31 protein-coding genes are annotated in these 24,913 nt (G+C 63.4%); 15 read left to right on the plus strand and 16 right to left on the minus strand.

Features of this window, described 5'->3' with window-relative positions:
• Positions 1–50: 50 nt before the first annotated feature.
• Positions 51–875, plus strand: a complete 825-nt coding sequence (gene trhO, locus BSY17_RS11650) for an oxygen-dependent tRNA uridine(34) hydroxylase TrhO (protein ID WP_069065622.1) — start codon at positions 51–53, stop codon at positions 873–875.
• Between the two features lie 79 nt (positions 876–954).
• Here the strand turns inward: trhO and BSY17_RS11655 are convergent, their stop codons facing one another.
• Genes BSY17_RS11655 through BSY17_RS11670 form a run of 4 tightly spaced genes read right to left on the minus strand, consistent with a single transcriptional unit; the run spans position 955 to position 3,008 of the window.
• Positions 955–1,215, minus strand: coding sequence for a hypothetical protein (locus BSY17_RS11655; protein WP_069065623.1), 261 nt, complete (start codon positions 1,213–1,215; stop codon positions 955–957).
• 5 nt (positions 1,216–1,220) lie between these two features.
• Entirely contained in the window at positions 1,221–1,961 is a 741-nt protein-coding gene (locus BSY17_RS11660; protein WP_171899230.1) for a YgjP family zinc-dependent metalloprotease, read from the minus strand.
• Positions 1,918–2,355 carry a YcgN family cysteine cluster protein gene (locus BSY17_RS11665; protein ID WP_069065625.1) on the minus strand — a complete coding sequence of 146 codons (438 nt, stop codon included), beginning with the start codon at positions 2,353–2,355 and terminating at the stop codon, positions 1,918–1,920. Before BSY17_RS11665 ends, BSY17_RS11660 begins: the two co-directional genes overlap by 44 nt.
• Positions 2,343–3,008 (minus strand): SCO family protein, encoded by a 666-nt coding sequence (locus BSY17_RS11670; protein WP_069065626.1) that lies wholly within the window; start codon positions 3,006–3,008, stop codon positions 2,343–2,345. Before BSY17_RS11670 ends, BSY17_RS11665 begins: the two co-directional genes overlap by 13 nt.
• Positions 3,009–3,074: 66 nt before the next feature.
• On the opposite strand from BSY17_RS11670, the gene BSY17_RS11675 reads away from it, so the two are divergent.
• Positions 3,075–3,662: an ankyrin repeat domain-containing protein gene (locus BSY17_RS11675; RefSeq protein ID WP_237236528.1), complete on the plus strand. Its 588-nt coding sequence runs from the start codon at positions 3,075–3,077 to the stop codon at positions 3,660–3,662.
• 139 nt (positions 3,663–3,801) lie between these two features.
• Here the strand turns inward: BSY17_RS11675 and BSY17_RS11680 are convergent, their stop codons facing one another.
• From BSY17_RS11680 to BSY17_RS11730, 11 genes are all read right to left on the minus strand, one after another.
• Positions 3,802–4,296: an MmcB family DNA repair protein gene (locus BSY17_RS11680; protein ID WP_069066929.1), complete on the minus strand. Its 495-nt coding sequence runs from the start codon at positions 4,294–4,296 to the stop codon at positions 3,802–3,804.
• Positions 4,297–4,404: 108 nt separating this feature from the next.
• On the minus strand, positions 4,405–5,076 hold the full coding sequence (locus BSY17_RS11685) for a cell wall hydrolase (RefSeq protein ID WP_069065627.1): 672 nt from the start codon (positions 5,074–5,076) through the stop codon (positions 4,405–4,407).
• 179 nt (positions 5,077–5,255) lie between these two features.
• The gene (locus BSY17_RS11690) at positions 5,256–5,603 is read right to left on the minus strand and encodes a DUF1491 family protein (protein ID WP_069065628.1); all 348 of its coding nucleotides are present in this window, start codon (positions 5,601–5,603) and stop codon (positions 5,256–5,258) included.
• On the minus strand, positions 5,596–6,093 hold the full coding sequence (locus tag BSY17_RS11695) for a PaaI family thioesterase (RefSeq protein ID WP_069065629.1): 498 nt from the start codon (positions 6,091–6,093) through the stop codon (positions 5,596–5,598). Before BSY17_RS11695 ends, BSY17_RS11690 begins: the two co-directional genes overlap by 8 nt.
• The gene (locus tag BSY17_RS11700) at positions 6,053–6,520 is read right to left on the minus strand and encodes a PTS sugar transporter subunit IIA (RefSeq protein WP_037472065.1); all 468 of its coding nucleotides are present in this window, start codon (positions 6,518–6,520) and stop codon (positions 6,053–6,055) included. Before BSY17_RS11700 ends, BSY17_RS11695 begins: the two co-directional genes overlap by 41 nt.
• Before the next feature lie 129 nt (positions 6,521–6,649).
• Positions 6,650–7,255, minus strand: a complete 606-nt coding sequence (gene hpf / locus BSY17_RS11705; protein WP_037472063.1) for a ribosome hibernation-promoting factor, HPF/YfiA family — start codon at positions 7,253–7,255, stop codon at positions 6,650–6,652.
• 68 nt (positions 7,256–7,323) lie between these two features.
• Positions 7,324–8,025: a DNA polymerase III subunit epsilon gene (gene dnaQ / locus BSY17_RS11710; protein WP_069065630.1), complete on the minus strand. Its 702-nt coding sequence runs from the start codon at positions 8,023–8,025 to the stop codon at positions 7,324–7,326.
• Positions 8,026–8,058: 33 nt separating this feature from the next.
• Positions 8,059–8,652 (minus strand): dephospho-CoA kinase, encoded by a 594-nt coding sequence (gene coaE / locus BSY17_RS11715; RefSeq protein ID WP_069065631.1) that lies wholly within the window; start codon positions 8,650–8,652, stop codon positions 8,059–8,061.
• The gene (gene aroE / locus BSY17_RS11720; protein ID WP_069065632.1) at positions 8,652–9,476 is read right to left on the minus strand and encodes a shikimate dehydrogenase; all 825 of its coding nucleotides are present in this window, start codon (positions 9,474–9,476) and stop codon (positions 8,652–8,654) included. Before aroE ends, coaE begins: the two co-directional genes overlap by 1 nt.
• The gene (locus BSY17_RS11725; protein ID WP_069066930.1) at positions 9,473–10,078 is read right to left on the minus strand and encodes a Maf family protein; all 606 of its coding nucleotides are present in this window, start codon (positions 10,076–10,078) and stop codon (positions 9,473–9,475) included. Before BSY17_RS11725 ends, aroE begins: the two co-directional genes overlap by 4 nt.
• A gap of 10 nt (positions 10,079–10,088) precedes the next feature.
• Entirely contained in the window at positions 10,089–10,916 is an 828-nt protein-coding gene (locus BSY17_RS11730; protein WP_069065633.1) for a pyruvate, water dikinase regulatory protein, read from the minus strand.
• Positions 10,917–11,212: 296 nt separating this feature from the next.
• Here BSY17_RS11730 and hemE point away from each other — a divergent pair, with 296 nt between their 5' ends.
• Both hemE and BSY17_RS11740 read left to right on the plus strand, forming a co-directional pair.
• On the plus strand, positions 11,213–12,268 hold the full coding sequence (gene hemE / locus BSY17_RS11735) for a uroporphyrinogen decarboxylase (RefSeq protein ID WP_069065634.1): 1,056 nt from the start codon (positions 11,213–11,215) through the stop codon (positions 12,266–12,268).
• Positions 12,268–12,708 carry a CopD family protein gene (locus tag BSY17_RS11740; protein WP_069065635.1) on the plus strand — a complete coding sequence of 147 codons (441 nt, stop codon included), beginning with the start codon at positions 12,268–12,270 and terminating at the stop codon, positions 12,706–12,708. Before hemE ends, BSY17_RS11740 begins: the two co-directional genes overlap by 1 nt.
• A gap of 193 nt (positions 12,709–12,901) precedes the next feature.
• Here the strand turns inward: BSY17_RS11740 and panC are convergent, their stop codons facing one another.
• Positions 12,902–13,747 (minus strand): pantoate--beta-alanine ligase, encoded by an 846-nt coding sequence (gene panC / locus BSY17_RS11745; protein WP_069065636.1) that lies wholly within the window; start codon positions 13,745–13,747, stop codon positions 12,902–12,904.
• Between the two features lie 111 nt (positions 13,748–13,858).
• Here panC and BSY17_RS11750 point away from each other — a divergent pair, with 111 nt between their 5' ends.
• The 11 genes from BSY17_RS11750 to BSY17_RS11800 all read left to right on the plus strand — a co-directional run bounded on the left by BSY17_RS11750 (position 13,859) and on the right by BSY17_RS11800 (position 24,792).
• Positions 13,859–14,665 (plus strand): division plane positioning ATPase MipZ, encoded by an 807-nt coding sequence (locus tag BSY17_RS11750; RefSeq protein ID WP_069065637.1) that lies wholly within the window; start codon positions 13,859–13,861, stop codon positions 14,663–14,665.
• Positions 14,665–15,087, plus strand: a complete 423-nt coding sequence (locus BSY17_RS11755; protein WP_069065638.1) for a J domain-containing protein — start codon at positions 14,665–14,667, stop codon at positions 15,085–15,087. The genes BSY17_RS11750 and BSY17_RS11755 overlap by 1 nt, the downstream gene beginning before the upstream one ends.
• Complete coding sequence (gene pgmG, locus BSY17_RS11760; protein WP_069065639.1) at positions 15,084–16,457, plus strand: phosphoglucomutase/phosphomannomutase PgmG; 1,374 nt, start codon at positions 15,084–15,086, stop codon at positions 16,455–16,457. Before BSY17_RS11755 ends, pgmG begins: the two co-directional genes overlap by 4 nt.
• Before the next feature lie 389 nt (positions 16,458–16,846).
• Positions 16,847–18,145, plus strand: a complete 1,299-nt coding sequence (locus BSY17_RS11765; RefSeq protein ID WP_069065640.1) for an OmpP1/FadL family transporter — start codon at positions 16,847–16,849, stop codon at positions 18,143–18,145.
• 98 nt (positions 18,146–18,243) lie between these two features.
• A complete protein-coding gene (ispG, locus tag BSY17_RS11770) occupies positions 18,244–19,404 on the plus strand; it encodes a flavodoxin-dependent (E)-4-hydroxy-3-methylbut-2-enyl-diphosphate synthase (protein WP_069065641.1) in 1,161 nt (386 codons plus the stop codon).
• Positions 19,405–19,456: 52 nt separating this feature from the next.
• On the plus strand, positions 19,457–19,699 hold the full coding sequence (locus BSY17_RS11775; protein WP_069065642.1) for an AbrB/MazE/SpoVT family DNA-binding domain-containing protein: 243 nt from the start codon (positions 19,457–19,459) through the stop codon (positions 19,697–19,699).
• The gene (locus tag BSY17_RS11780; RefSeq protein WP_069065643.1) at positions 19,696–20,076 is read left to right on the plus strand and encodes a type II toxin-antitoxin system VapC family toxin; all 381 of its coding nucleotides are present in this window, start codon (positions 19,696–19,698) and stop codon (positions 20,074–20,076) included. The genes BSY17_RS11775 and BSY17_RS11780 overlap by 4 nt, the downstream gene beginning before the upstream one ends.
• Positions 20,077–20,082: 6 nt before the next feature.
• Complete coding sequence (locus BSY17_RS11785; RefSeq protein WP_069065644.1) at positions 20,083–20,982, plus strand: DMT family transporter; 900 nt, start codon at positions 20,083–20,085, stop codon at positions 20,980–20,982.
• Positions 20,979–21,464: a GNAT family N-acetyltransferase gene (locus tag BSY17_RS11790; RefSeq protein ID WP_069065645.1), complete on the plus strand. Its 486-nt coding sequence runs from the start codon at positions 20,979–20,981 to the stop codon at positions 21,462–21,464. The genes BSY17_RS11785 and BSY17_RS11790 overlap by 4 nt, the downstream gene beginning before the upstream one ends.
• 260 nt (positions 21,465–21,724) lie before the next feature.
• Positions 21,725–24,055: a DNA translocase FtsK gene (locus BSY17_RS11795; protein ID WP_069065646.1), complete on the plus strand. Its 2,331-nt coding sequence runs from the start codon at positions 21,725–21,727 to the stop codon at positions 24,053–24,055.
• A 101-nt stretch (positions 24,056–24,156) separates the two neighbouring features.
• Positions 24,157–24,792: a LolA family protein gene (locus BSY17_RS11800; RefSeq protein WP_069065647.1), complete on the plus strand. Its 636-nt coding sequence runs from the start codon at positions 24,157–24,159 to the stop codon at positions 24,790–24,792.
• The last annotated feature ends 121 nt before the right edge of the window (positions 24,793–24,913 follow it).

A 24,913-nucleotide genomic window follows, 5' to 3' on the forward strand; every position in this document is an offset into this window, starting at 1 on the left:
TGTCCGTGCCCGCTTTCAAGAGGCCGCGCAAAGCCCTATAGGCCACCGCCATGTCCTATACCGTAGCTGCCCTCTACCGGTTCGCCGCTCTGGCCGATCCAGACGCCATCGCCGCTGATCTGCGCGCGCGCTGCGCCGATCTTGGCACCTGCGGCACGCTGATCGTCGCGCGCGAAGGCATCAACGGCACGGTGGCGGGCAGCGCCGACGCGATCACGACGCTGGTCGCCCATGTCCGCACCCTGTCCGGCTGCGCCGACCTGGACGTCAAATATTCCGCCGCCCATAGCGCGCCCTTCGCCCGCATGAAAGTGAAGGTGAAGCCGGAGATCGTCACGCTGGGCGTCGGCGACCTTGATCCTGCAAGCCAGGCGGGCACGCATCTCGACCCCGCCGCATGGAATACGCTGATCGCCGATCCCGACACGATCCTCATCGACACGCGCAACGCCTATGAAGTCGCGATCGGCACGTTCGAAGGCGCGATCGACCCCGAAACCCGCGCCTTTCGCGACTTTCCCGGCTGGTTCGACGATTTCGCGCAAAATCTCCGCGATCAGGGCCGCACGCCCAAGATCGCGATGTTCTGCACCGGCGGCATACGCTGCGAAAAATCCACCGCGCTGGTGAAGGCGCGCGGCTTCGATGACGTCTATCACCTCAAGGGCGGGATATTGCGCTATCTGGAGGAAATGCCGGAGAGCGAAAGCCGCTGGCAGGGCGATTGCTATGTCTTCGATGAGCGGGTCGCGGTGGGCCATGGCCTGAAGCTCGGCGACTATAGCACCTGCCGCGCCTGCGGCCTGCCCTATCCCAATGACGCCGAGCATATATGCGAGGCTGACGCCTCAGGTGCCTGGCCGCATCGGGGTTAGAGTCAACCACCTCCGTTCGTTTCGAGCGAAGTCGAGAAACCTGTGCGCTGGTTTCTCGACTTCGCTCGAAACGAACGGATTAAGGCACCGTCTCCACCAGTTCCGCTATCTCGAATTGATAGCTTTTCCACCCCCGCATCCGTGCGCCATCCTCGGCCGCCGCGCGTTTCTTCTTCGCCTCGGCCAGCGATCGCGCATGGCCCCAGAACACCTCGGTCTTGCCATTGTCGAGCAAGGCGACGATCCGCCAATAATGGGTGAAGGGGTCGGCCGTAGGCCCGATCGTCTTGACATAGCCGTCCGCCATCGTGGCCGTCAGATAGCGTTTTTTGCGCGCCATGCCCCCTACCCCGTATAGCGATGCAGCCCGGCCCCATGCGCACGCAACCAGGCGCGCGCCGGCTTGGGATCAGCGCCATAGATGCGCGCATGGGCGGCGTGAAAGGCCGGGCTATGGTCCATATGCAGCAGGTGCGCGAGTTCATGCGCCACCGTCGCCCGCCGCACCTCTGGCGGGCACAGGATCAGCCTCCAGCTATAGCGGATCGCGCCCGACGACGTACAACTGCCCCAACGGCTGCACGGATCGCCCACGCCCACCGATGCGACGATCAACCCATGGTCGCGCGCCAATTCCTGTGTCTCGGTCTCCAGCACCGCTTTGGCCCGCCGCACCAGCCAGCGCAGCACCCGCGCGCTCACCGATTCCGCCGCGCCACCCAGCAGCAGCCGGTCACCCTCCAGCCGGATCGTGCGGCTCGCCCCCGCCTCCCAGCAGATGCGCACCTCGCGCCCCTCCAGCGGAAAGACCGCGCCATCGCTCAGCGGCGTCAGCACCGGTTGTCGCGCCAATTGCTGCCGCACCCAGCCTTCATGATCCTGCGCCCAGCCCAGCGCCCGCTTCAAATTCGCGCGCACCGGCATCGACAGCCGCACTTCGCCACGCGTCCCGTCTATCGTCAGCCGATAGGCGCGCGCCCGTGCCGACCGGCGCACCCGCACCGGCGTCGGCACGCCATCGATCAGGATCGCGGCATCGGGATCAGATATCCCGGTCGACAAGATGATTCTCCCAGTCGCCCGCATCGGCCTCCGCCACGGTCCACCCCCGCACCGATTCGCGCGCGCGATGCACCGCTTCCCGGTCGCCGGACAGCAGATAATGCCAATCAGGCAGCGGCAGCCCCTCCCCGCGCAGCCGATAGGCGCAGGTGCGCGGCAGCCAGCTGATCTGGCGCACCTTGGCCGGAGTAAGCCGCACGCAATCGGGCACGAATTTGCGGCGGTCCTTGTAATTGCTGCACTGGCCGCTTTGCCGGTCGAGCAAGCGGCAGGCGACATTGGTGGGATAGATGCGCCCGCTATCCTCATCCTCGGCTTTATGCAGGCAGCATTTGCCGCACCCGTCGCACAGGGCTTCCCATTCGGCGCGGTCGAGCTTGTCGAGCGGCTTTTCCCAGAAGGGTCTCACTTGATCCATTTTTGCAAAAACGCCAGCACCTTGTCCGGCGCGCCCTCGTCCACGTCCGGCGTGCCGGGATCATCCACCGGGACCAGCGCCACCGGCTTGCCATCGGGATCGAACAGATAGGGCGTGCGGCTATGTCCGACCAGATAATCGCTCGCGCCCGCGACCTTCTCGCTATTGTAGATGACGACGAAATCCTTGGCGACCTTGGCGATCTGATCGGGTTTCCCGGTCAGGCCGATGAGGCGCGGATGAAAGGCCGCGACATAGGTTTTTAGGACAGCGGGCGTATCGCGCGCGGGATCGACGCTGATCAGGATCGGCTGCACCTTGGCGGCACGCTCCGGCGCGGCTTTCTCGAATTGGGCAAAGGCCTGCATGATCCGCTGCAGATCGACCGGGCAGACATCGGGGCAATAGGTATAGCCGAAATAGACGATCCGATACTGGCCCTTATAGTCGTCCCAGCGCGCAGGCTTGCCGTCCTGATCGGTCAGGGTGAAGGGCGCGCCGATGCGCGCACCGGCCAGTTCGCCCTGCACGCTGTCGCCGCTTGATGCCCCGCTTGATGCATTGCCGCCAGCGCCCATATTACAGGCAGCCAGCAGGGCGAGGCAGGATAGGGTGAAGAGCATCCGGGCTTTGTTCATGGCGTGGCCAGCCATGCCCTGCTAGGGATGGATTTGCAAATGCAACGGGGCGCGATGATGAAGACCAGGTTTGTTTCTGCCATGATGACCATGATCGCGGCGGCGCTGCTCGTGCCCGGCGCGGCGCAGGCGCAATTTTCCGACGCCTATAATTTCCTGAAGGCCGTCAAGGACAAGGATGGCGAGAAGGTCACTGACCTGATCCAGAAGCCCGGCTCCACCGTGATCAACAGCCGCGACATCAACAGCGGCGAAAACGCGCTGCATATCGTAGTCGCGCGCCGCGACGCGACATGGCTCTCCTTCCTGCTCGCCAAGGGCGCGAACCCCAACCTGACCGATAGCGACGGCAACACCCCGCTGATGGACGCGGTGCAGGGCCGGTTCGAGGAAGGCGTGCAGACGCTGCTCGCCAACAAGGCGCAGGTCGACAAGACGAATGGCAGCGGCGAAACCCCGTTGATCCGCGCCGTCCAGTTGCGCGACCTCGGCCTGGTACGCCTGCTGGTGGCGCAGGGCGCGAACCCGGACAAGCGCGACAGCATCGCGGGCATGTCCGCGCGCGACTATGCCGCCCGCGACAACCGCACCCCTGGCCTCATCGAAGCGCTCGCCGCCGCCAAGCCAGCGGCCAAGCCCGCAGGCCCGGTGCAGGGTCCGGTTTTCTGACCCTCTAAGCTGCCCCCACAATAGCCGTCATTCCGGCCCTGAGCCGGAATCCATTAGCCTCTCTCCTGGAGAGAGGCTCAGCGGTAGAGCCAATGGATGCTGACTTTCGTCAGCATGACGATCCGAACGCATTCACGCCCTACCAGCCAATCTCCGCCGCATGATCCGGGTCGTTGATCGCGGTCAGCCGCCGTGCCGCGCGCCGGGCGAAGCGCAGCGTCTCCGCCTTGCGCCGCGCCGCCGCCAGCGGCTCGATCGGCGCGGGTCGTACAAGCTCCGCATCATATTGATCCGCGACGATCAGCCCGGTGCGCGTGGGCCATAGCGCTTCGCTATCAAACAGGGTCAGATCGAACCCCATCGGCACCGCCCAGAAATAGCGGTCGCAATAGTCGAAATAATCGGGCCATTTCATGTCGCCGAGCAAGTCCGCCCGGCTACACTTGATCTCGACGATGGTCAGCCGCCCGGCCCCGTCGATCGCCATGATGTCGGCGCGCCGCCCATTGGGCAGCGGCACTTCCATGATCCCGCTCATATCATGCCGGAAGAACAGGCGCAGCGTCCCCCGCGCAACGGCCAAAGCGGTGCCGTCGGCCAAAGGGGAGCAGGTGTCGGATATCGCAGCGGTCATGCCGCAATCATAGAACAAGGCAGGAACAAAAGAAAAGGCCGATTCGGATTATCCGAACCGGCCTTTTTTGATGTGTACCCAAATGTGCCTCGGCACATTCCACAATACTCAGCGATAGAAGATATGATTGTCGATCATCGCCAGCTTGGCCTTGCCCCAGCCTGGCGATACGCGGCGGGCGTGGAAGAACAGCGCGCCTTCAGCCCGGCTGTCCCAAGCGTCGGCCATGGCGATCTGCGCAATGGCAACGGCCTGACGCCAGCTGCGGCTTTCGGTGCGGATCGGCGGCATGCCACCGCCGCGCACGAAGCTGAACTGGCTCGGTTGATAGACGACGCCGCACAGGCTGCTCGCGAACCGGCCGGACTCGGCGCGATTGATGATCACGCGCGCGACGGCCAGCTGGCCTTCCAGGCTTTCGCCCTTGGATTCAAAATAGACCGCTCCGGCCAGGCACTGCATCTCGCCATCCAGCTGTTCGGGCGTGCCTTGGGCATCGACCAGCGCAGCGAGGCTATCGGCCTGCATCTCGGAGAAGGTGGAAGAAACATTGTCGGCCTTAGGGGCCGAAGCCAGCGGCTGCACGATCTCGCGCGGCGCGGCAAAAGTGACGGCGAGCTTGGCACCGGCCGAAGGCGCTGTGGTCAGCGCATTGTCCCTGGACAGGGACACCGAAGATGGGATGGCTTCACCGGCCATCGACATGTCGGATGCCGTGACCGCAGCAGCGGCGGACAAAGCAAAGGCCGCAATAATCGCAGCTCTTAGACGAAAACTCATTTTTACTCAAAATCATGCGGTTCTTGGCCGGAAACGTCGTCTTTTTTAACCCACTTTGTCCGACGACCGGCCGCCCCCCGTCTGCGTGTTTACCGCGCCCGCCCCCCTTGGACGATTGCGGCAACCTGCGCGTTCAGCGTGGGCGGGCCTCTGCACGGGCCATTGCGATATGTCAACGATCAGCAGATTGTTTCAGCGGCGAGCCGTTCCGCTTCCGGGATATCGAGTTCGATGACCCACAGATCGGGGTCCGACCGGCGGCGCCGCTCGATATAGGGAACCATGGCTTGCGCCCCCTCCTTGGGATCGGGTCCACAGCGCATCAACGCATGACCGCCGGAAAAGTTCGACACCCGCTCGAACAGCCCGGTGTCCTGACCTTTTTCCAGCGTCTGGACCAGAATCACGCCGCTGATGTCATCGCCTTTGACCAGGATGGTGGCAAAGCCCCCGGCCGCCGCCACCCGCCGTCGCAACGCGCCGACCAGCATCGCGCTGGTCAGCCGGGCCGGCGGCTGTTCAGCCATGATAGCCGGGCAGCGATGAAAGCGGAAATTGCGACCGCATGAAGGTGCCGGTGCCTCGTCCGACCTCTTCGCCATGCGAATCGACCAGGCTGGCTTCGGCGACATAGACTCGGCGCTTGCCGCTGATCCAGCGCCCCTCGGCGCGGATTCGCCCCGGCGCGATCGGCCGGGTGAACAGCAGGTTGAAGGCGGTGGTGAGCAGGAAGCGATCACTCACCAGGCTGTTGGCAGCATAGAAAGCCGCATCGTCCAGCATCTTGAAATAGACCGTACCGTGGACCGCGCCCGCGGCATGGAACTGGCTTTCATCGACATTGAAGTCGATGACGCAGCGCCCCGGCTCGCTAATCGCGATCTCCGACCGGAACAGCCGGTTGATCGGCGCGGAACGATAGAGATTTTCGAGCGCCCGGAAATGCGCGGTCTCGCCGCTGTCCGGTGCGCCGACGTCAGGCTGCGTCACGCGCCCCGCCACCGGCCAGCAGGGCATGGAGCGCCCCGGTCGAACGCGCGCCGCGCAACCGGGCGACCTGCGCCTCATCACGCAGATAGCGCGACACCCGCGCCAGCGTCTTCAGATGTTCCGCCCCGCTGTCGACCGGCGACAGCAGCGCAAAGACGATATCGACCGGCAGGTCATCGACCGCATCGAACGGCGCCGCCGGATCGAGCAGCACGACCACGCCGCACATCTTGTCGAGACCTGTGATCTTGGCATGGGGAATGGCGACGCCGCCGCCGAAACCGGTCGAACCCAGCCGCTCGCGATCAAACAGCGCGTCGGCGACCATGTCCGCGTCCAGCCCATAGGCATCGGCGGCGAGCGCCGCGATCCGCTGGAACAACTGCTTCTTGCCGTTCACAGACAGGCCCGTGGCGAGCGCGTCGGGTGAAACGATATCGTTGAAATGCACCATCACATGTCCGATCCAACCGAGCCGCGCCCAGTCAGGACTTCATGCGCCTATGCTCAGGGAATTAAAGCCCGGCCCCATAAGCCGCCTGCGCCACAAGGTCAACAGGCGGCCCTTGGAACCGGGTAGCGCTCAGCTTGCCTGGATGCGCGGTTCGACCCAGCCGATCGTCCCGTCATGGCGGCGATAGACCATATTATAGGCCGCCGTCCCGGCATTGACGAACAGCAGCGCATTGGTGTTGCGCAGGTCCAGCATCATCACCGCGTCCGACACGCTGGCTTCGGGAATGTCGACACGGGTTTCCGCGACGATCAGCGGCGCGTCCTCGACCTGTTCCTCTTCATCCGCGGGCGAGGCGAAGATGGTATAGCCTGCCCCGTCAATATCATCGATGTTGAAGCTGCTCACCCGCTGCGCTTCTGCGGCGACAGCCTGGCCATGGCGGTCCTTCAGGCGGCGCATATAGCGGCGCAGCTGCTTTTCGATCCGTTCGGCCGCCTGGTCGAAGGCGGGATGCGCTTCCTGCGCCTCGCCCGCGCCTTTGAGGATCAGGCCGGTCATCACATGGCAGACGATGTCGCAGTGAAAGGCGCCATGCGGGGCCGGTCGAAAGGTCACATGCGCGGAGATTGTGCGGGAAAAATATTTCTCGGCAATCGCTTCCATGCGGGTCGCGACATGCTCCTTGAGCGCCTCGCCCGTATCGACCTGATGCCCGGAAACACGAATATCCATATGCCTTCTCCTTGTTCTTGCGGGCCGCAGGACACGGCCCGGTTGACTGGGGGCATGCAGGCGGATTGTCAGTCCGCTTGTGCCCCCTCCAGCCAGAGCGGCTTGTCGAGCGTCCTGATGAACGCTCCATGCCGTTCCAGCTCCGTCGCGCTCGCCGCAAAGACGCGCGCGGGACGAACTGGGCGAACCGCGACCTGCGCCGCGAGTTCCGCCGCAACCTCTTCTTTTGCTGCCTCCTGTGCCAGACCCAGGCCGATCTGACGGCCTCCGGTCAGTTCGATGTAAAGCTGCGCCAGCAATTCGGCGTCGAGCAGCGCGCCATGTTTGATGCGATGGCTGCGGTCGATGCCATAGCGGGTGCAAAGCGCGTCCAGGCTGTGTTTGGCGCCCGGATGCATGGTGCGCGCGATCGCCACCGTGTCGATCATCCGGTCGAGCGACACTTCGCCGCGCCCGCACAGCCGCAATTCATGGTTGAGGAAGCCGAAATCGAACCGCGCATTATGCGCGACCAACGGGCTATCCTCCAGAAAGGCGAGCAGGTCTGCAACGCCGCTGGCAAATAGCGGCTTGTCCGACAGGAAATGGCTCGACAGCCCATGCACCGCTTCGGCGGCGGCGGGCATGTCGCGCTGGGGGTTGTAATAAGCGTGGAAGGTCCGGCCGCTGGGCACACGATTGATAAGCTCGATACAACCGATTTCGACCATTCTGTCGCCGGATGCCGGGTCAAATCCCGTCGTTTCGGTATCGAATATAATCTCGCGCATCGCCCTCTTCATATCGACTCTATGGGCCAACCCTTATCTGCCTGTCTTGCGGCCAAGGCAAGCGACCAGACGTCGCACTTGCGCGCGCGTTTCGGCAAAGGTCGTGCCGGTCTGGATGAGATGATCGGCGCGGCGACGCTTTTCAGCATCAGGCGTTTGCAGATGCAGGATCTGGCGGAATTTGGCGACGGTCATGCCCGGCCGCGCCAAGACGCGCTTGCGCTGCTTCCACGCCGGCGCGGTCACCACGATCACGCCCGCCAGCCGCTTTTGCCCGCCTGTCTCGAACAGCAAGGGAATGTCGAGCAGGACGAATGTGCGCGATCGGTGACGGCGCAGAAACCGGCGCCGCGCCGCGCGCACCGCCGGATGGACGATCGCTTCGAGCGCCTTGCGTTCCTGCGGATGGCCGAACACCGCCGCGCCCAGTTTCGCGCGATCCACGCCCTTGGCGCCGGTCGTGCCGGGAAAACGCGCCTCGATCGCGGGCAGCAACGCGCCGCCCGGCCCTTGCAACCGATGCACCTCGGCATCCGCGTCGAACACCGGCACGCCTTCACGCGCAAACATCGCCGCGACCGCCGACTTGCCCATGCCGATAGATCCGGTCAGGCCATAAATCTTCATCAGTCCGCCGCGAGCAGCAGCGCGCGCAATTCGGCGTCCAATTCGCGGGGCGCATGCGCATCGAAGAAAATGTCGAAGGCGAGCGCCGCCTGGCCGATCAGCATTTCCAGCCCATCGAGCGTCTTGAGCCCGCGATCCCGCGCCGCCTTGAGCAAGCCCGTCTCCAACGGCGCATAGACGATGTCATAGACCGTCGCGCTCGGCGGCAACGGCGTCAGGTCCAGGTCCAGCACCGGCTGCCCGACCATGCCCAGAGACGTCGAATTGACGAGCAGGTCCACGGCCGGCAGGGACTCGCCCATGCCGATCACCGCGCCCTTCACCCCGGCATGGTCGAGCATCGCCTGCGCCTTGGCCGCATCGCGCGCCATGATCGTTATGTCGGGCACGCCAAGACTTGTCAGCGCAAACAATATCGCTCGCGCCGCGCCGCCCGCGCCGATCAGCACCGCACTGCGCCCCTTCCATCGATCGCGCAGCAAGGGCTGGAGGAAGCCGCCCGCGTCGGTATTGGTGCCAATGAGCGGCCCACCGGTTTCGCTGGCAATCGTGTTCATCGCCCCGATCCGCTCGCGCACCCCACCCGGATCGTCGGTAAAGTCCATCACCGCCATCTTGTGCGGAATGGTGACATTGCACCCCAGCCAGTCCGGGTCGGCCCGCCGTTGCAGGAAATAGCTGGCCAGCCCGTCGGGCGTCACATGCGTCTTGCGATATTCCGCCTCGATATCCAGCGCATTGAGCCAGAAATTATGGATGAGCGGCGATTTGCTGTGCGCGATCGGATCGCCGATCACTTCGGCATAGGGAAGGCCTTGAGTCATGCCGTCAAAACACCCCGCACACGCAAAAAGTCAAGCAAGGGCAACAGCGGCAAGCCCTGGATCGCGAACTGGCTGCCTTCGACCTTGGCGAACAATTGCGCGCCAGGCCCCTCAATCCTGTAGCAGCCCACGCACCAGCGGCATTCGTCCCAGTCGCCGTCCAGATAGGCAGCGATGAAGGCGTCGGACAAAGGCCGTACCGTCATCCGCACGCGCTCGATATGCCGCCAGATCGGCTCGCCATTCAGCACGATCACCGCCGCGCTGTGCAGATGATGCACTCGCCCCGACAAGAGCCGCAATATGCGCTCGGCATCCGCGCGATCGACGGCCTTGTCGATCATCACGCCCCGTTCTTCGCCACCATCCAGGCTCAGCGTCTGGTCGCATCCCAGCACCAGCGCGCCCGGCACCCGGCGCGACACTTTGCGCGCCTTGAGTTCCGCCAGCGCATCGGCCAGCGCGCGCGCATCCAGCCCGTCGGCGCGCAACGCCTCCTTCGCCGCTTCCTCGTCGACGCCCGGCGACAGCGCCTCGAACGGCACCTGCGCCGCGCTTAGCAGCGCGCGGCGGCTCGCGCTTTGCGATGCCAGCACGATCATGCCCAAAACCTCATAAAGCGTCGCCTTCCGCCAATTCCCGGTCATTGAACAGGTTGATGATCGCCGCCGCCGCTTCCTCGATCGATCGGCGGGTCATGTCGATCACCGGCCAGCCATTGTCGGCGAACATCCGCCTGGCAAAGGACAGTTCCTCCTGTACCTTGTCATTATCGACATAGGCGGTTTCGGGCGTCTGGTTGAGCGAGAGCAGCCGGTTGCGGCGGATCTGGATCAGCCGTTCGGGGCCGACCGTCAGCCCCACGACCAGCGGATGTTTCAGGCTGTAGAGGTTTCGCGGCGGCGGCGATTCCGGCACCAGCGGAATATTGGCGGTCTTGTAGCCGCGATTGGCGAGATAGATCGACGTCGGCGTCTTGGACGCGCGCGACACGCCGGCCAGCACGATGTCCGCCTCCTCCCAATTTTCATGCCCCACCCCGTCATCATGGGCGATGGTGAACTGGATCGCCTCGATCCGCGCGAAATAGGCTTCGTCCAGCACATGTTTGCGCCCCGGCCGGGTGCGGGTTTCCTGCCCCAATATGTTGGACAGCGCATCCGCTACGCTATCGAGCGCTGCGACATGGGGCAGGCCGAGCGCGCGGCAGCGCGTTTCTAGCCGCTTGCGCAGCGGATGGTTGGTCAGAGTGAACAACACCAGCCCCGGATTGGCGGAAATCTCCTCCATGATCCGGTCGAGATGGACTTCGGACCGCACCATCGGCCAGAAATGGCGGATCGCGTCGACATTTTCGAACAGACCGATCGCTGCCTTGGCGATATTCTCCAGCGTCTCGCCGGTCGAGTCCGAAAGCAGGTGGAGATGGATGCGCGCCATGGTCCATATCTCTGTGCATAGGCTGTGGATAAAGCAAGGGACGAAATGGGGAGCAATCGACCCCGGATTTTCGCTCCACGCTGCCCGGACTATTATCCACAGGCCCCCAACAGACCCGATTTTTCCTCAACAGCCTGTGGATAACGGGGATAAGTCAGGGAGCTCGGACGGGCAAGGCAGGGCGTGTCGGAGTCAAGCTGTTGGCAAAAGCGGGCACAACGCATAAACCCCGCTGCCAACGCCCCTACTATCTCCAACATTCCTATTTGAATCTTAATAGAAGAGAAGAGAGTCCGATGCTTGTCGACCCGAAGGCCGATCCCGTGGCCAAGCCGCTCCTTGGCGTCCTGCGGGGGGAACGCCCTGCCGTACCGCCCATGTGGCTGATGCGACAGGCCGGGCGCTATCTGCCCGAATATCGCGCGCTGCGGGCCGACAAAGGCGGTTTCCTCGAACTCGTCTATGACAGCCCAGCGGCAGCGGAAGTCACGCTTCAACCCCTGCGTCGCTTCGGCTTCGACGGCGCGATCCTGTTTTCCGACATATTGATCGTCCCCTATGCGATGGGACAGGATCTGTGGTTCGAAACCGGCGAAGGCCCGCGCCTCGCTCCGATCCTGAGCGACACCGCCCTCTCGACCCTGAAGCCCGATTATAGCCGCTTCGAGGCGGTCTATGAGACGGTGCGGCAGGTAAAGGCAGCCCTTGACTCCTCGGTGACCTTTCTAGGCTTTGCAGGCAGTCCCTGGACCATCGCCACCTATATGGTCGCAGGCCAGGGCAGCAAGGATCAGGGCGCGGCCCGCCGCCTCGCTTATGGCGATCCCGCTCGCTTTGCCGCGCTGATCGACGCGATCGTCGATGCGACCGTTACCTATCTGTCCGGCCAGATCGAGGCCGGGGTCGAAGCGGTGCAATTATTCGACAGCTGGGCCGGCAGCCTCGCCCCGCTCCAGTTCGAACGCTGGGTCATCGCGCCCAATGCCGCGATCGTCAGCCGGTTGAAGGCGCTGCATCCCGACATCCCGATCATCGGCTTTCCCAAGGGCGCAGGCGCGAAACTCGCCGATTATGCGGCGGGCACAGGTGTCGATGCGATCGGCGTCGATGAAACCGTCGATCCGCACTGGGCCAATCGCGTGTTGCCTAAGGGACTGCCGGTGCAGGGCAATCTCGATCCGCTTGCCCTCATCGCGGGCGGCCAGGCGGTCGAACAGGCCGTGGACAATATCCGCGCGGCCTTTGCAGACCGGCCCCATATCATGAACCTTGGCCATGGCATTTTGCCCGACACCCCCATTGCGCATGTCGAAGCATTGCTTAGCTATGTGCGGCAGGAGGAAAAACGCTGATGGCCTATCTTGGTGCTGCCTATCTCTGGGTGAAGGCTGCCCATCTCATCTTCGTCATCTTCCTGATGGCGGGGCTGTTCATGATCCCGCGCTTCTTCGTCTATCATCAGGAATGCGCCGTCGGCTCGGACGAGGACCGCAAATGGATCGACCGCGAACAGCGGTTGCTCAAGATCATCCTCAATCCCTCGCTGGTACTGGTCTGGGTTCTGGGCCTGATGCTGATGGTGGAGATCGGCGCGTGGAGCTTTGGCTGGTTTCACCTCAAACTGCTCTTCGTCCTCGGCCTGTCGGGCTATCATGGCTGGATCGCCAGCTATGCCAAGAAACTCGCCAGGGGCCAGCGGACCATGACCGACCGCCAACTGCGCCTGCTCAACGAAGTCCCCGGCGTGGCTGCGGCGGTGATCGTCATCGCGGTAATCGTAAAGCCCTTCTGATCCTTTTCGCGGGACGCCCTAAACGATAAAACCAACCCCACCCCCCGTTCGGGCTGAGCCTGTCGAAGCCCCCTTCTTCTTCATGAAGAGTGGCCGCTTCGACAAACTCAGGGCGACCGGAATATGGCTTGCGCCTATGCTCCAAAACCCAGCAAAATGGCGATATTAGATAGTTAGCTAACTATCAAAAACCCTAAATTGGCTCCACCGCGATATTGTCGATCAGCCGCGTCTTGCCCAGCTTTGCCGCCCCCAGCAACCGGGCCGGCCGGTCCAGCACCGTCATGGGTTCCAACGTCACGGCATCACACAGCGTCACATAGTCGATCGGCCCGAACCCATGATTTTCCAGTATAATCATGGCCTTGGCGGTTGCAGATTCGACGCTCTCGCCCTTTTCCATCAGCCGCTTGGCCTCGCCCAAAGCGCGCGGCAGCGCCAGCGCGGCCTTGCGCTCGGCGTCGCTCAAATAGGCATTGCGTGAGGAAAGCGCCAAGCCATCCTCGGCGCGCTGGGTCGGCAAACCGATAATATCGATACCTATGTCCAGGTCGCTGTTCGCTTGGCGGATCACGGCCAGTTGCTGATAGTCTTTTTCGCCGAAAATCGCGACGTCGGGCCGGACCTGATTGAACAATTTCGTGACCACCGTCGCGACGCCATCGAAATGGCCTGGCCGCGCTGCCCCATCCAATCCTTCGCTCACCCCCGAAACACTGACATTGGTGGCAAAGCCTGTCGGATACATGACTTCGACCGGCGGCAGCCATAGCAGGTCCACGCCCGCCGCCGCCAGCATCGCCGCATCCTTCGCCTCGCGCCGGGGATAAGCGTCCAGATCCTCGGCCGGTCCGAATTGCTTGGGATTGACGAAGATCGACACCACGACATGCCGCCCATGCCGCTTGGCTTCCTGCACCAATGCCATATGTCCGTCATGCAAAGCGCCCATGGTCGGCACCAGCGCCAACGGCTTTCCGTCGGCTTTCAGCGCCGCGACGGCAGCGCGGAGGGCGGGCAGGTCAGACAGGGTTTGCACGGGGGGAACGGCTCCGATAAGGGCAGGGGAACAAGCGGTCGACCTGCTGGGCTGCGGCCTTGGCGGCCACCGGGAATCATGGCGACAATCAACGGGGTTATCAAGCGACCAATGGGCAATCCAACGCCGCATCTCATCGTCTTTGCCAATGAAAAGGGCGGCACGGGCAAGTCGACCACAGCGGTCCACACAGCCATCGCCCTGACGGCGCTGGGCCATCGCGTCGGTATGATCGATCTCGATCCGCGCCAGCGCACCGTCACCCGCTATCTGGAAAACCGCGCCGAAACCGCGCGCCGCCGTCAGATCGACCTGCCCGCGCCCGATTTCGCGGTGCTGCAAGGCGACACGATCGAAGCGCTGGACGCGGAGGTCGCCATCCTCTCTCAGGACAAGGATTTCCTGATCGTCGATACGCCGGGCCGCGACGACGTATTCGCCCGCCACATGGCCGCGCGCGCCAATACGCTGGTCACGCCGATGAACGACAGTTTCGTCGATTTCGACCTGATCGGCCAGGTCGATGCCGAAAGCTTCAAGGTCCGTCGCCTCTCCTTCTATTCCGAACTTATCTTTGAAGCGCGCAAGACCAGAGCTAAGGCCGATGGCGTCTCGATCGATTGGGTGGTGCTGCGCAACCGGCTCCAGCATCATGACGCCCGCAACAAGAAGCGGGTCGGCGACGCGCTGATGGAATTGTCGCGCCGGGTCGGTTTCCGCGTCATCCCCGGCCTGTCAGAGCGCGTCATCTTCCGCGAACTCTTCCCCTCCGGCCTGACCCTGCTCGACAAGGGGCATCTGGGCGAACTGGGTGTCAGCCACATCGCCGCGCGCCAGGAACTGCGCGAAATGGTGTCGGGGCTTGCCCTGCCTACCCACGCGGGAGCGGTGCCCGTGGATATGCTCGGCGCGGCCTGATGGGCTGGCTGGCGCTGCTGCTCGTCGGCTTGGCCGGCTGGCTCATCTGGACCGGGAAGCTGCAACGCATGACTGCGAAGGATGGCATGGCGCTTGGCGCGATGCTGGTGGGGGCGGTGCTGGCGGCCAAGGGCAAGCCAGTGATCGGCGCGCCAGTGCTGATCGGCGCGGGACTGTTTCTGTTGCGCCGCTATAAACCCCGTCCTCGCGCAACACCGGTCCCACCCCAGCACCGGATCGATGATCTCGCCCAGGCCCGCGCCTTGCTGGGGGTCGGTCCCGATGCCGATCCCGCCGCCATCCGCGCGGCCCATCGCCGCCTGATCGCCTCGGTCCATCCCGACAAGGGCGGCACCGAAGCGCTGGCGGCACAGATTAACGCCGCGCGCGACCTGTTGCTGGCAGACCGGCAAGAGGGATGAGCCATCGGTTCGACCCGACGCTGCTGCGCGACTATGATCTGCGCGGCACGGTGGGGCGAACGCTCGACGCTGCCGACGCCTGGGCCTTGGGCCGCAGCTTTGGCACCATCATCGCGCGGGCAGGGGGATCACGGGTCGCTGTCGGCTATGACGGGCGGCTGAGTTCCCCGATGCTGGAAGCGGCGCTTGTCGACGGGCTGACCGCAAGCGGCATCGACGTGCTGCGCATCGGTCTTGGCCCGACGCCCATGCTCTATTTCGCCGAAATGACGTGCGAGGTCGATGGCGGCATTCAGATAACCGGCAGCCATAATCCCGGCGATCAAAATGGCTTCAAGCTGGTGCAGAACCATGCGCCGTTTTTCGGGGCGGACATTACGCGGCTGGGCCAGATGGCGGCGGCGGGTGATTGGGATGGCGGGGCAGGGCGGGTTGAAATGACTGCCATGATGGACCGCTATATCGCCCGGCTGATGCGGGATTTTGACGGCCTGGCCTGGCGCATCGGCTGGGACGCGGGCAATGGCGCGGCCGGCCCAGCGGTCGAGGCGCTCGTGCAATTGCTGCCGGGTGAGCATCATCGCCTCTTCACCCAGATAGACGGCAATTTTCCCAACCATCATCCCGATCCCTCCGTGGAGGCGAACCTTGCCGATCTGCGCGCGCTCGTCCTCGACAAGCAGCTCGATTTCGGTGTGGCTTTCGATGGCGATGGCGACCGGATCGGCGTGATCGACGGGCTGGGCCGCACCATAGCGGGCGATCAGTTGCTGGGCCTGTTCGCGGACGACCTGCTCGAAAGGCAGCCCGGTGCCCGGATTATCGCGGATGTGAAGACCAGCCAGACCACATTCGATCGGATCGCGGCACGCGGTGGACGGCCCGATATGTGGAAAACCGGTCATAGCCATATCAAGTCCAGAATGAAGCAGACAGGCGCGCTGCTTGCGGGCGAGATGACCGGGCATCTGTTCTTCGCCGATGATTATTATGGCTATGACGACGGTCTCTATGCCGCGATCCGGCTTATCCGCGCCGCAAGCGGGGCAGGGGGCAGCATCACCGACCGGCGCAGCGCCATGCCCGTCATGGCCGCGACGCCCGAACTGCACATTCCCGTCGATGACAGGCGCAAATTCGCCGTGATCGAAGAGATTTGCGCGAGCTTGGCGGCTTGCGGCGCGGATATGCAAACCATCGACGGCGCGCGCGTCACCACTGCCGATGGCTGGTGGCTGCTGCGCGCCTCCAATACGCAGGCGGCACTGGTGGCCCGCGCGGAATCCATCGATTCAGCCGGATTGGCGCGACTGATCGCCGAAATCGATTCGCACTTGGTGGCGTCCGGGCTGGATCGCGTAAAAATCTGATCCATTCGGCTTTTCGCTGACCTGCCTTCCCTTACGGAATAAAAGCCCTGCTCAAACGATTGCAAGAAACGCAATCAGACATGTCCGTTTCGCATTTGCAACAAAGGCGATGGCCCAGCAAAAGGAGCGGGCCTTTCAGGCATCCTCTCCTAAAACTTTACAAGCCGTCCTCCGGGGCGGCTTTTTTTTGTGCTGTTTCCATGACGCTGTCGCACCCGTTCGCCGTAACGTCAGCCAGCATCCTCGTTATAAACGGACCGAAACCCTGCCGGATATTCACCGCTAAACACTGGAATTTAACCATAGTGTTGGTAAGCGGCCTGCGTCAAAAGCCCGCGTCCTTGCCATATATGGCCGCGCGGGCTGAAAATAGCCGTAGAGGATCTGCCATGTCGTTCAGCCGCCGCCTCCCGTCCTTCCTGCTTGTCGCAGGTGCGATCGCCGCGCCCGTCCCGGCGCTGGCCGGGGGCTTCTACCTGCAGGAACAATCGCCCAAGGAAACCGGGCGTGCCCTGTCGGGCGGCGCGGCAGCGGGCGATGACCCCTCGACCGTCTATTTCAATCCCGCCGCGATGACCGAATTGTCAGGCATCCAGACCTCGGTCGGCGGTATCGCGCTGTTTGCCAAGGCGCAGCAGACCAATCGCGGCACCACCCGCACGGTCCCCGGCACCACGACGCAGGTGCCGGTCAGCGGCACCAACGGCGGCAATGCCTTTGAAAGCGTGATCCCCATCCCCAGCTTCTATGCCACCGGCCAAGTCAGTGACCGGCTGTGGGTGGGCCTGGGTGTCAACGCCCCGTTCGGTCTGAAGCTGGAATATGAGGATGGCTATTTCGGGCGCTATGACTCGCTCTACACCGACCTCAAAACCTATAATATCCAGCCATCGGCCGCCTATAAGCTGACCGACAATCTGTCCGTCGGTGGCGGCGTCGATGTGCAATATGTCAAGGTGACGCTGACCAACGCGCTGCCGCAACTCTCGCCGCTGCTGGCCGATGGCCACGCCTCGGTCGAAGGCGACGACTGGTCGGTCGGCTGGAATGCCGGGCTGTTCTATCGCGCGGGCGACACCCAGTTCGGCGTCCATTATCGCTCGCGCATGAAGCACAGCCTTGAGGGCGAGCAGGTGATTTCGGGCCTCGCCGGGCCGCTGGCCGGTGCCAATGGCAGCTTCGCCGCCACCGCGCCGCTGACCCTGCCCGACATCGTCACCCTATCCATGACCCACCGTCTGACGCCGCAATTGCGGGCGATGCTGACCGCGCGTTGGTATAATTGGTCGGTGATGCAGGCGATCACGATCAATGCCGCTAACGGCACATCGGTCAAGGAACTGGAATATAGCGATACCTATAGTGTTAGCGCGGGCGGCGAATATGACGTCAACGACAAGCTGACCCTGCGCGCGGGCACGATGTTCGATCGCTCGCCGACCAATCCGCAGCATCTGACCACCCGCGTCCCCGATGGCGATCGCGTCTGGCTGAGCGGCGGCGCGACCTGGAACCTCTCGCAGTCCTTCGCGCTGAACCTCAGCTACGCGCATACTTTCGTGGAAAAGGCGAACATCATCCGCCCGGACAGCTATTTCCCCGCGCCAGCCACCGTCACCGCCACGACCCGGGCGCAGACGAGCGGCAATGCCGATCAGATTGCCGCATCGCTGACGATGCGTTTTTGAAGGCGCGACACCAGCCCGGCTGAAACACCAAAAGGCAACGCTTCTAACCGTCACCAAACATCCCTATAGGGGCTTCGTAACCACGGAGCCCCTTTTTCATGTCCGACCATAATCCCGGCCTGCGCCCCTGGCGCGATATTGCCCGTCGGCGGAGCCGACAGATCATGGTCGGCAATGTTCCGGTCGGCGGTGATGCGCCGGTCACGGTCCAGACCATGACCAACACACTGACCCACGACATCAAGGGCACGATCGACCAGATCCGCCGCTGCGAAGAAGCGGGCGTGGACATCATCCGCGTCTCCTGCCCGGACGAAGAGTCCACCGCGGCGCTCAAGCAGATCGTGCGCGCCGCCCGCGTGCCGATCGTTGCCGACATTCATTTCCACTATAAGCGCGCCCTCGAAGCGGCGGATGCCGGTGCGGCCTGCCTTCGGATCAATCCCGGCAATATCGGGTCGCAGGCACGGGTGAAGGAAGTGGTCGACGCCGCCAAGGCCAATGGCTGCGCCATCCGCATCGGCGTCAATGCGGGCAGCCTCGAAAAGGACTTGCTCGAAAAATATGGCGAACCCTGCCCCGAAGCGCTGGTCGAAAGCGCGCTCGACCATATCAAGCTGCTGCAGGACCAGGATTTTCACGAATATAAGGTCGCGGTGAAGGCAAGCGACGTATTCCTGGCGGTCGCGGCCTATATGCAACTGGCCGAAGCGGTCGATTGCCCGCTGCACCTCGGCATCACGGAAGCCGGCGGTCTAATCGGCGGGACGGTCAAGAGCGCAATCGGCATCGGCAACCTGCTGTGGGCAGGCGTCGGCGACACGATCCGCGTCTCGCTGTCGGCCGAACCCGAAGAGGAAGTCCGGGTTGGCTACGAGATCCTCAAATCGCTCGGCATCCGTACTCGCGGCGTGAAAGTCATCTCCTGCCCCAGCTGTGCGCGGCAGGGCTTCGACGTGATCCGCACCGTGCAGGCGCTGGAGGAACGGCTCCAACATATCCACACGCCTCTGTCGCTCTCCGTCCTGGGATGTGTCGTCAACGGTCCCGGCGAAGCGCGCGAAACCGATATCGGCCTGACCGGCGGCGGCAATGGCAAGCATATGGTCTATCTGTCGGGCATCACCGACCATACGGTGCAGGACGAAGCGCTGGTCGATCACATCGTCCGACTGGTGGAGGACAAGGCCGCCGAGATCGAAGCGGCCAAGGCAGAATCGGAAATGACCGACGCGGGCAAGGCGCAGGCGGCGGAATAACGTCACTTGGAAAGTCAGGACCAATACGGTATTTTGGTCCTGGAGGTTCTGCATGACCTATAGCGGAAAAATGATCAGCGGCGGCAAAGCTGTCATCCCGGCCGAATTGCGTCGGCAGTTGGGCTTCAAGGATGGTGACCGCATCATATTCGAACGCCAAGGCAGCGGCATATTGGTCAAAAGCTATGACCAGGTTCTGCGCGAGGTGCAGGCCGATCTGAAAGCCCTGATAAAGAAGCCTTTCACTGTTGACGATTTTCTGGCCGAACGTCGCACTGAAGCACATCGCGAATGACAGCGGTTCTTGATGCATCCGCGTTATTGACGATTTTGCTGGATGAGCGCGGAGCAGAGCAGGTGCAGCCACATCTGGCGACCGGTCAGATTTCGGTCGTCAATCTATGCGAAACCTATACGAAACTTGTAGAGGCCGGCCTGTCAAAGGACGAGGCCGAGGCTCAAGTGGCGCGATTGGAACTGCATATTTGTCCTTTCGCCGAAGACCACGCGCTTGAAGCGGCCTTGCTTCGCCCGCTGACTCGGCATTTGGGATTGTCTCTGGGAGATCGGGCCTGTTTGGCGCTTGCGCGGCTTGGTAAACTTCCGGTGATCACCGCTGATCGTGCCTGGGCCGAACTGGATTTAGGCATCGACATCATAGTGATCCGCTGATCCACCATGTCACGCAATCATAGTTTCGCCATCCCCTTTGCCGTCTGCTGCGCGGGCGTGGCGTTGTTTGCCGTGATGGATGCGGCGATGAAGGGGTTGAGCCTTGGCATCGGCCTCTACAATGCGCTGTTCTGGCGGGCGGTTGCGGGCACGCTGCTCGGCCTTGCGCTCATGCTGCTCACGCGCCAGCGCTGGCCCTCGCGCGCGGTCCTGCGCATCCATTTGCTGCGCGGCACGGTGGTCGCCTTGATGGCCGGGCTGTTCTTCTGGGCGATCATGCGGATGCCACTGGCCGAAGCCATCGCCCTGTCTTTCATCGCCCCCCTGATCGCGCTCTACCTCGCCGCCCTGCTGCTCAAGGAACGGATCGGCCGCCGCGCGATCGGCGCATCGCTGCTGGGATTGGTGGGCGTAGCCGTCATCCTGTCGGGCCGGTTGCAGGGGCGTTATGATGCCGATGCGCTGCTGGGCGCGGGGGCCGTGCTGGCGTCGGCGGTACTCTTTGCCTGGAACCTCATCATCCAGCGGCAACAGGCGCAGGTCGCCTCGCCGATCGAGGTCGCCTTCTTTCAGCATCTCGTGATGCTCGGCGTCTTTGCGCTGGGCGCCCCCTTTCTGCTGGCCCTGCCACCACGCCCGGCCGTTCCGCTCATCCTGTTGGCGGCCGCTCTCGCCTTCACCTCGCTCGCCGCCCTGTCCTGGGCCTATGCGCGGGCGGAGGCGCAGCGGTTGATCCCGGTCGAATATAGCGCCTTCGTCTGGGCAGCAATCCTGGGCTGGCTGGTGTTCGACGAACGGATCACGCTGCCGACGGTGGCCGGTGCCTTGTTGATCGTGGTGGCCTGCCTTATCGCGGCGCGCACGAAACGGGCCGATCTGGCCCATGTGGAAGCGGGAACCGCATGACCGACACCATCCTCATCCGCGCGGCCGAGCCAAGCGACATCGACACCATCCTGCAGTTCATCCGCGATCTTGCCGCCTATGAGAAACTCGCCCATGCCGTGAATACGGATCGCGATACGCTCGCCCGCTATCTCTTCGGCACTCGCCCGATGGCCGAAGTGCTGATCGCGGAGCGGCAGGGCGACGCCATCGGCTTTGCGCTCTTCTTTCACAATTTCTCGACCTTCGAAGGGCGACCGGGCCTGTATCTCGAAGATTTGTTCGTCCGGCCCGACGCGCGCGGATCAGGCGCGGGCAAGGCGCTGCTCGTCCGGTTGGCGCAACTGGCCGTCGAACGCGACTGCGCCCGGCTGGAATGGTCGGTGCTGGACTGGAACGAACCGGCCATCGCCGTCTATCGCGCGATCGGGGCGGTGCCGATGGACGAATGGACCATCCAACGGCTCGACGGCGCGTCGTTGCAGGCGTTGGCCCGCAGTTAGTTCTTCAGGCGATCCTCGATGCTGACATACAGCATGACGGCGGCGAAGGCGGCCATGGAGACGACGACCAGGGCGGGATAATAGGCAGCGAACATGGGACAGGTTCCTTTCTGCCGTCCTTTTTGCGCCGGTTGGCGCGTCCCCTGCCATAAGGGTTGTTACGGATAAGGCGGGACGAGCCGATCGGTCGCAGGCTTGACGCGGACTCGCGGTCCGGCGCATTGTGCCGAAACGGAACATTTGGGGGACAAGGGTTTAGCATGGCTGTCAGCCGCACCGTGAAGCGCACGCCGGAATGGCGCGAAATGCTCAAGCGCAGCCTGCTTCGCAGCGGCGCACTGATCGGCGCGATCCTGCTGATGCTGGCGACGCTGTTCGTGGCGCTGGCGCTACTCAGCTATACGCCCAGCGACCCTTCGATGAACACGGTGGCGGGTGACCATGTCGCCAACATCATGCAGGGGCCGGGCGCCTGGACCGCCGATTTCCTGCTCTGGCTGCTGGGCGTGCCGGTGGCGCTGATCCTGCCGCTGATGGCGATCACCGCCCGCCGGATGTGGGGCGACCAGGATATGCGCAGCTGGAAGGGGCAGTTCGGCAAATGCCTGTTCGGCATCGTCCTGATCGGCATTGCCCTGTCGCTGTTTCAGGATGATCCGCTGGTCGGCCTGCCCGCGGGCTGGGGCGGAGTGATCGGTCTTGTCACCGCCAAGGGCGTGGCCAGTCTCACGGCGCAGGCACCCGCCGCTGCCCCCTGGATAACCGGCCTATTGGTGGTCATGACGCTGATTGCTGGACTCATCGCCTGCTATCGCAGCCTGGCGTTGGAAAAGCCGATCATCGCCCTGCGTCGCCCGTCCTTGCCGAAATTAGCGCTACCCCGCCCGACCCTGGCGTTGCCGGGCGTCGGCACAACCGGTATCAGCGGCGAAAGCGAACCGGAAGCGGACGGGGCCGAGCGCGTCATCGCGCCCCGCAAGCAGGTCTCGAACGAACCCAAGCCGCCGATCACGATCCAGAGCCCCAAGCCCGCCGCGCCGCAGCGGCAGATGGCCCCGATCTCGCAGGATGACCTGTTCGGCCATAGCTCGCTACCCTCGCCCGACCTGCTCAACCCAATTCCCGTCAACCAGGGCGGCAAGATCGACAAGGCTGCGCTGGAGCGCAATGCGCGGCTACTCGAATCGGTGCTCGATGATTTCCATGTGAAGGGGAATATCGTCGAGGTCCGACCCGGCCCGGTCGTGACCATGTATGAGCTGGAGCCGGCCCCCGGCATCAAGGCAAGCCGCGTCATCGCGCTGGCCGACGATATCGCACGCAACATGTCGGCGTTGTCGGCGCGCGTCGCGACGATTCCGGGGCGCACGGTGATCGGCATCGAACTGCCCAACGCCCATCGCGAAGGCGTGTCCTTCCGCGAACTCATCACCAGCGAGCAATTTGGCGGCGAAGGCACGCTGCCCATCATCCTGGGCAAGAATATTTCGGGCGAACCGATCATCGCCGACCTCGCCCCCATGCCGCATCTGCTGATCGCGGGCACCACGGGGTCGGGTAAGTCGGTGGGCCTCAATGCCATGATCCTGTCACTGCTCTACCGCATGACGCCGGACCAGTTGCGCCTCATCATGATCGATCCCAAAATGCTGGAATTGTCGACCTATGACGACATCCCGCACCTGCTCTCGCCGGTCGTCACCGAACCGCAAAAGGCGATCCGCGCGCTCAAATGGGCGGTAGAGCAGATGGAGGACCGCTATCGCATGATGGCGTCCATCTCCGTCCGCAACCTCGCCAATTATAATGAGAAGGTCCGCGCCGCCAAGGCCAAGGGCAAGCCGCTCGGCCGCCGCGTTCAGACCGGCTATGACCCCGACAATGGCAAGCCCATCTATGAGGAGGAACAGCTCGATTTCCAGCCGCTACCGCAAATCGTGGTGGTAGTGGACGAGCTGGCCGACCTCATGATGACCGCCGGCAAGGAAGTCGAATTCCTGATCCAGCGCCTGGCGCAAAAGGCGCGCGCAGCCGGTATCCACCTGATCCTCGCGACTCAGCGCCCTTCGGTCGACGTCATCACCGGCGTTATCAAGGCGAACCTGCCGACCCGGATCAGCTTTTTCGTGACGTCCAAGATCGACAGCCGCACCATTTTGGGCGAACAGGGTGCCGAACAGCTGCTGGGCAAGGGCGACATGCTCTACATGCACGGCGGCAAGGGCCTGACCCGCGTCCATGGCCCGTTCGTCTCGGACGATGAAGTCCGCGTCGTCGCCGACCATTGGCGCGCGCAGGGCCAGCCCGATTATATCCAGGCGGTGACCGAAGAGCCCGAAGAAGGTAGTTTCGCGCTCGACGGCGTGGACCTTGGCGACGACAGCCCCGACGCGCAACTGTTCCGCAAGGCGTGCCAGCTCGTGTTCGAGAATCAGAAGGCTTCGACTAGCTGGCTGCAACGCCAGCTCCGCGTTGGCTATAATAGCGCCGCACGCCTGATCGAGAAGATGGAAGAGGAAGGCCTGGTCGGCCCGCCGAACCATGTCGGCCGTCGCGAAGTGCTGCGCGACGAAAATGGCAATCCGCTATAACGGTTCAGACAAGTTGCTGAACGGCAGGGAACGGCCGGGTTCACAGGTCGTTCAAGCCGCGCCGCCTAAACCGCATCCGTAACAACCGGAGTTTCTGTCTGATGAAGCGCATCTCTCTGGCGCTGGCCATTGCGCCAGTCGCCCTCGCCCTGCCGATCGCCGTGCCTGCTTTGGCACAGGCGAACCAGTCCGATCTCACCAAGGTCAACGCCTATATCCGTGCCGTGACGACGATGACGGCCGATTTCACCCAGACCGACCGCAACGGCCAGAATCTGACCGGGCAGTTGACGATCAAGCAGCCGGGCAAGATCCGCTTTCAATATCAAAAGGGCGTGCCGCTGCTGATCGTGGGCGATGGCAAGGCACTGACGATGATCGATTATGAAGTACGCCAGGTGCAGCGCTGGCCGATCGGCAATTCGCCGCTGGGTGCGCTGCTCGACCCGTCCAAGGATTTGTCCAAATTCGGCAAGGTTGTACCAACCGGCGACCCCAGCATATTGAGCGTCGAGGCGCGCGATCCCAAGCGCCCTGAGTTCGGCACGATCACGATGATCTTCAAGCGGGATGCGGGCAGCCCGGCAGGCCTGCAACTTTATGGCTGGGTCGCGCTCGATTCGCAGAATAATCGCACCGCCGTTCGGCTGACGAACCAGCGCTATGGTGTGACGGTCGCGGATTCGACCTTTCGCTGGACCGACCCGCGACCGCGCGGCCGCTCGGCCGGGGGCTGAACCGAGCGCTTGGTGCGGCAGATCGATCGCTTTCCTAAACCGTTCATCTGCCGCTCATATGGCGGTCGCTAATCATAAATCAACGGCGCGAAACGGCATCGGGATTTCCCCCCTGCTACCC

Source organism: Sphingobium sp. RAC03 (assembly GCF_001713415.1).
Classification (GTDB): Bacteria; Pseudomonadota; Alphaproteobacteria; order Sphingomonadales; family Sphingomonadaceae; genus Sphingobium.

Bases quoted from the DNA above. Each gene is read 5' to 3' on its own strand.
- BSY17_RS11795 (WP_069065646.1), top strand. From the start codon at position 21,725: ATGGCTGTCAGCCGCACCGTGAAGCGCACGCCGGAATGGCGCGAAATG.
- hpf (WP_037472063.1), bottom strand. From the start codon at position 7,255: ATGGATATTCGTGTTTCCGGGCATCAGGTCGATACGGGCGAGGCGCTC.
- coaE (WP_069065631.1), bottom strand. From the start codon at position 8,652: ATGAAGATTTATGGCCTGACCGGATCTATCGGCATGGGCAAGTCGGCG.
- BSY17_RS11700 (WP_037472065.1), bottom strand. From the start codon at position 6,520: ATGGTGCATTTCAACGATATCGTTTCACCCGACGCGCTCGCCACGGGC.
- pgmG (WP_069065639.1), top strand. From the start codon at position 15,084: ATGAGCCATCGGTTCGACCCGACGCTGCTGCGCGACTATGATCTGCGC.
- BSY17_RS11780 (WP_069065643.1), top strand. From the start codon at position 19,696: ATGACAGCGGTTCTTGATGCATCCGCGTTATTGACGATTTTGCTGGAT.
- trhO (WP_069065622.1), top strand. From the start codon at position 51: ATGTCCTATACCGTAGCTGCCCTCTACCGGTTCGCCGCTCTGGCCGAT.
- BSY17_RS11755 (WP_069065638.1), top strand. From the start codon at position 14,665: ATGGGCTGGCTGGCGCTGCTGCTCGTCGGCTTGGCCGGCTGGCTCATC.
- BSY17_RS11695 (WP_069065629.1), bottom strand. From the start codon at position 6,093: ATGCCCTGCTGGCCGGTGGCGGGGCGCGTGACGCAGCCTGACGTCGGC.
- dnaQ (WP_069065630.1), bottom strand. From the start codon at position 8,025: ATGCGCGAGATTATATTCGATACCGAAACGACGGGATTTGACCCGGCA.
- ispG (WP_069065641.1), top strand. From the start codon at position 18,244: ATGTCCGACCATAATCCCGGCCTGCGCCCCTGGCGCGATATTGCCCGT.
- BSY17_RS11765 (WP_069065640.1), top strand. From the start codon at position 16,847: ATGTCGTTCAGCCGCCGCCTCCCGTCCTTCCTGCTTGTCGCAGGTGCG.
- BSY17_RS11750 (WP_069065637.1), top strand. From the start codon at position 13,859: ATGGGCAATCCAACGCCGCATCTCATCGTCTTTGCCAATGAAAAGGGC.
- BSY17_RS11675 (WP_237236528.1), top strand. From the start codon at position 3,075: ATGATGACCATGATCGCGGCGGCGCTGCTCGTGCCCGGCGCGGCGCAG.
- BSY17_RS11790 (WP_069065645.1), top strand. From the start codon at position 20,979: ATGACCGACACCATCCTCATCCGCGCGGCCGAGCCAAGCGACATCGAC.
- BSY17_RS11655 (WP_069065623.1), bottom strand. From the start codon at position 1,215: ATGGCGCGCAAAAAACGCTATCTGACGGCCACGATGGCGGACGGCTAT.
- BSY17_RS11680 (WP_069066929.1), bottom strand. From the start codon at position 4,296: ATGACCGCTGCGATATCCGACACCTGCTCCCCTTTGGCCGACGGCACC.
- hemE (WP_069065634.1), top strand. From the start codon at position 11,213: ATGCTTGTCGACCCGAAGGCCGATCCCGTGGCCAAGCCGCTCCTTGGC.
- BSY17_RS11660 (WP_171899230.1), bottom strand. From the start codon at position 1,961: ATGCGGGCGACTGGGAGAATCATCTTGTCGACCGGGATATCTGATCCC.
- BSY17_RS11670 (WP_069065626.1), bottom strand. From the start codon at position 3,008: ATGGCTGGCCACGCCATGAACAAAGCCCGGATGCTCTTCACCCTATCC.
- BSY17_RS11725 (WP_069066930.1), bottom strand. From the start codon at position 10,078: ATGATCGTGCTGGCATCGCAAAGCGCGAGCCGCCGCGCGCTGCTAAGC.
- BSY17_RS11730 (WP_069065633.1), bottom strand. From the start codon at position 10,916: ATGGCGCGCATCCATCTCCACCTGCTTTCGGACTCGACCGGCGAGACG.
- BSY17_RS11740 (WP_069065635.1), top strand. From the start codon at position 12,268: ATGGCCTATCTTGGTGCTGCCTATCTCTGGGTGAAGGCTGCCCATCTC.
- BSY17_RS11665 (WP_069065625.1), bottom strand. From the start codon at position 2,355: ATGGATCAAGTGAGACCCTTCTGGGAAAAGCCGCTCGACAAGCTCGAC.
- aroE (WP_069065632.1), bottom strand. From the start codon at position 9,476: ATGACTCAAGGCCTTCCCTATGCCGAAGTGATCGGCGATCCGATCGCG.
- BSY17_RS11775 (WP_069065642.1), top strand. From the start codon at position 19,457: ATGACCTATAGCGGAAAAATGATCAGCGGCGGCAAAGCTGTCATCCCG.
- BSY17_RS11800 (WP_069065647.1), top strand. From the start codon at position 24,157: ATGAAGCGCATCTCTCTGGCGCTGGCCATTGCGCCAGTCGCCCTCGCC.
- BSY17_RS11690 (WP_069065628.1), bottom strand. From the start codon at position 5,603: ATGGCTGAACAGCCGCCGGCCCGGCTGACCAGCGCGATGCTGGTCGGC.
- BSY17_RS11785 (WP_069065644.1), top strand. From the start codon at position 20,083: ATGTCACGCAATCATAGTTTCGCCATCCCCTTTGCCGTCTGCTGCGCG.
- BSY17_RS11685 (WP_069065627.1), bottom strand. From the start codon at position 5,076: ATGAGTTTTCGTCTAAGAGCTGCGATTATTGCGGCCTTTGCTTTGTCC.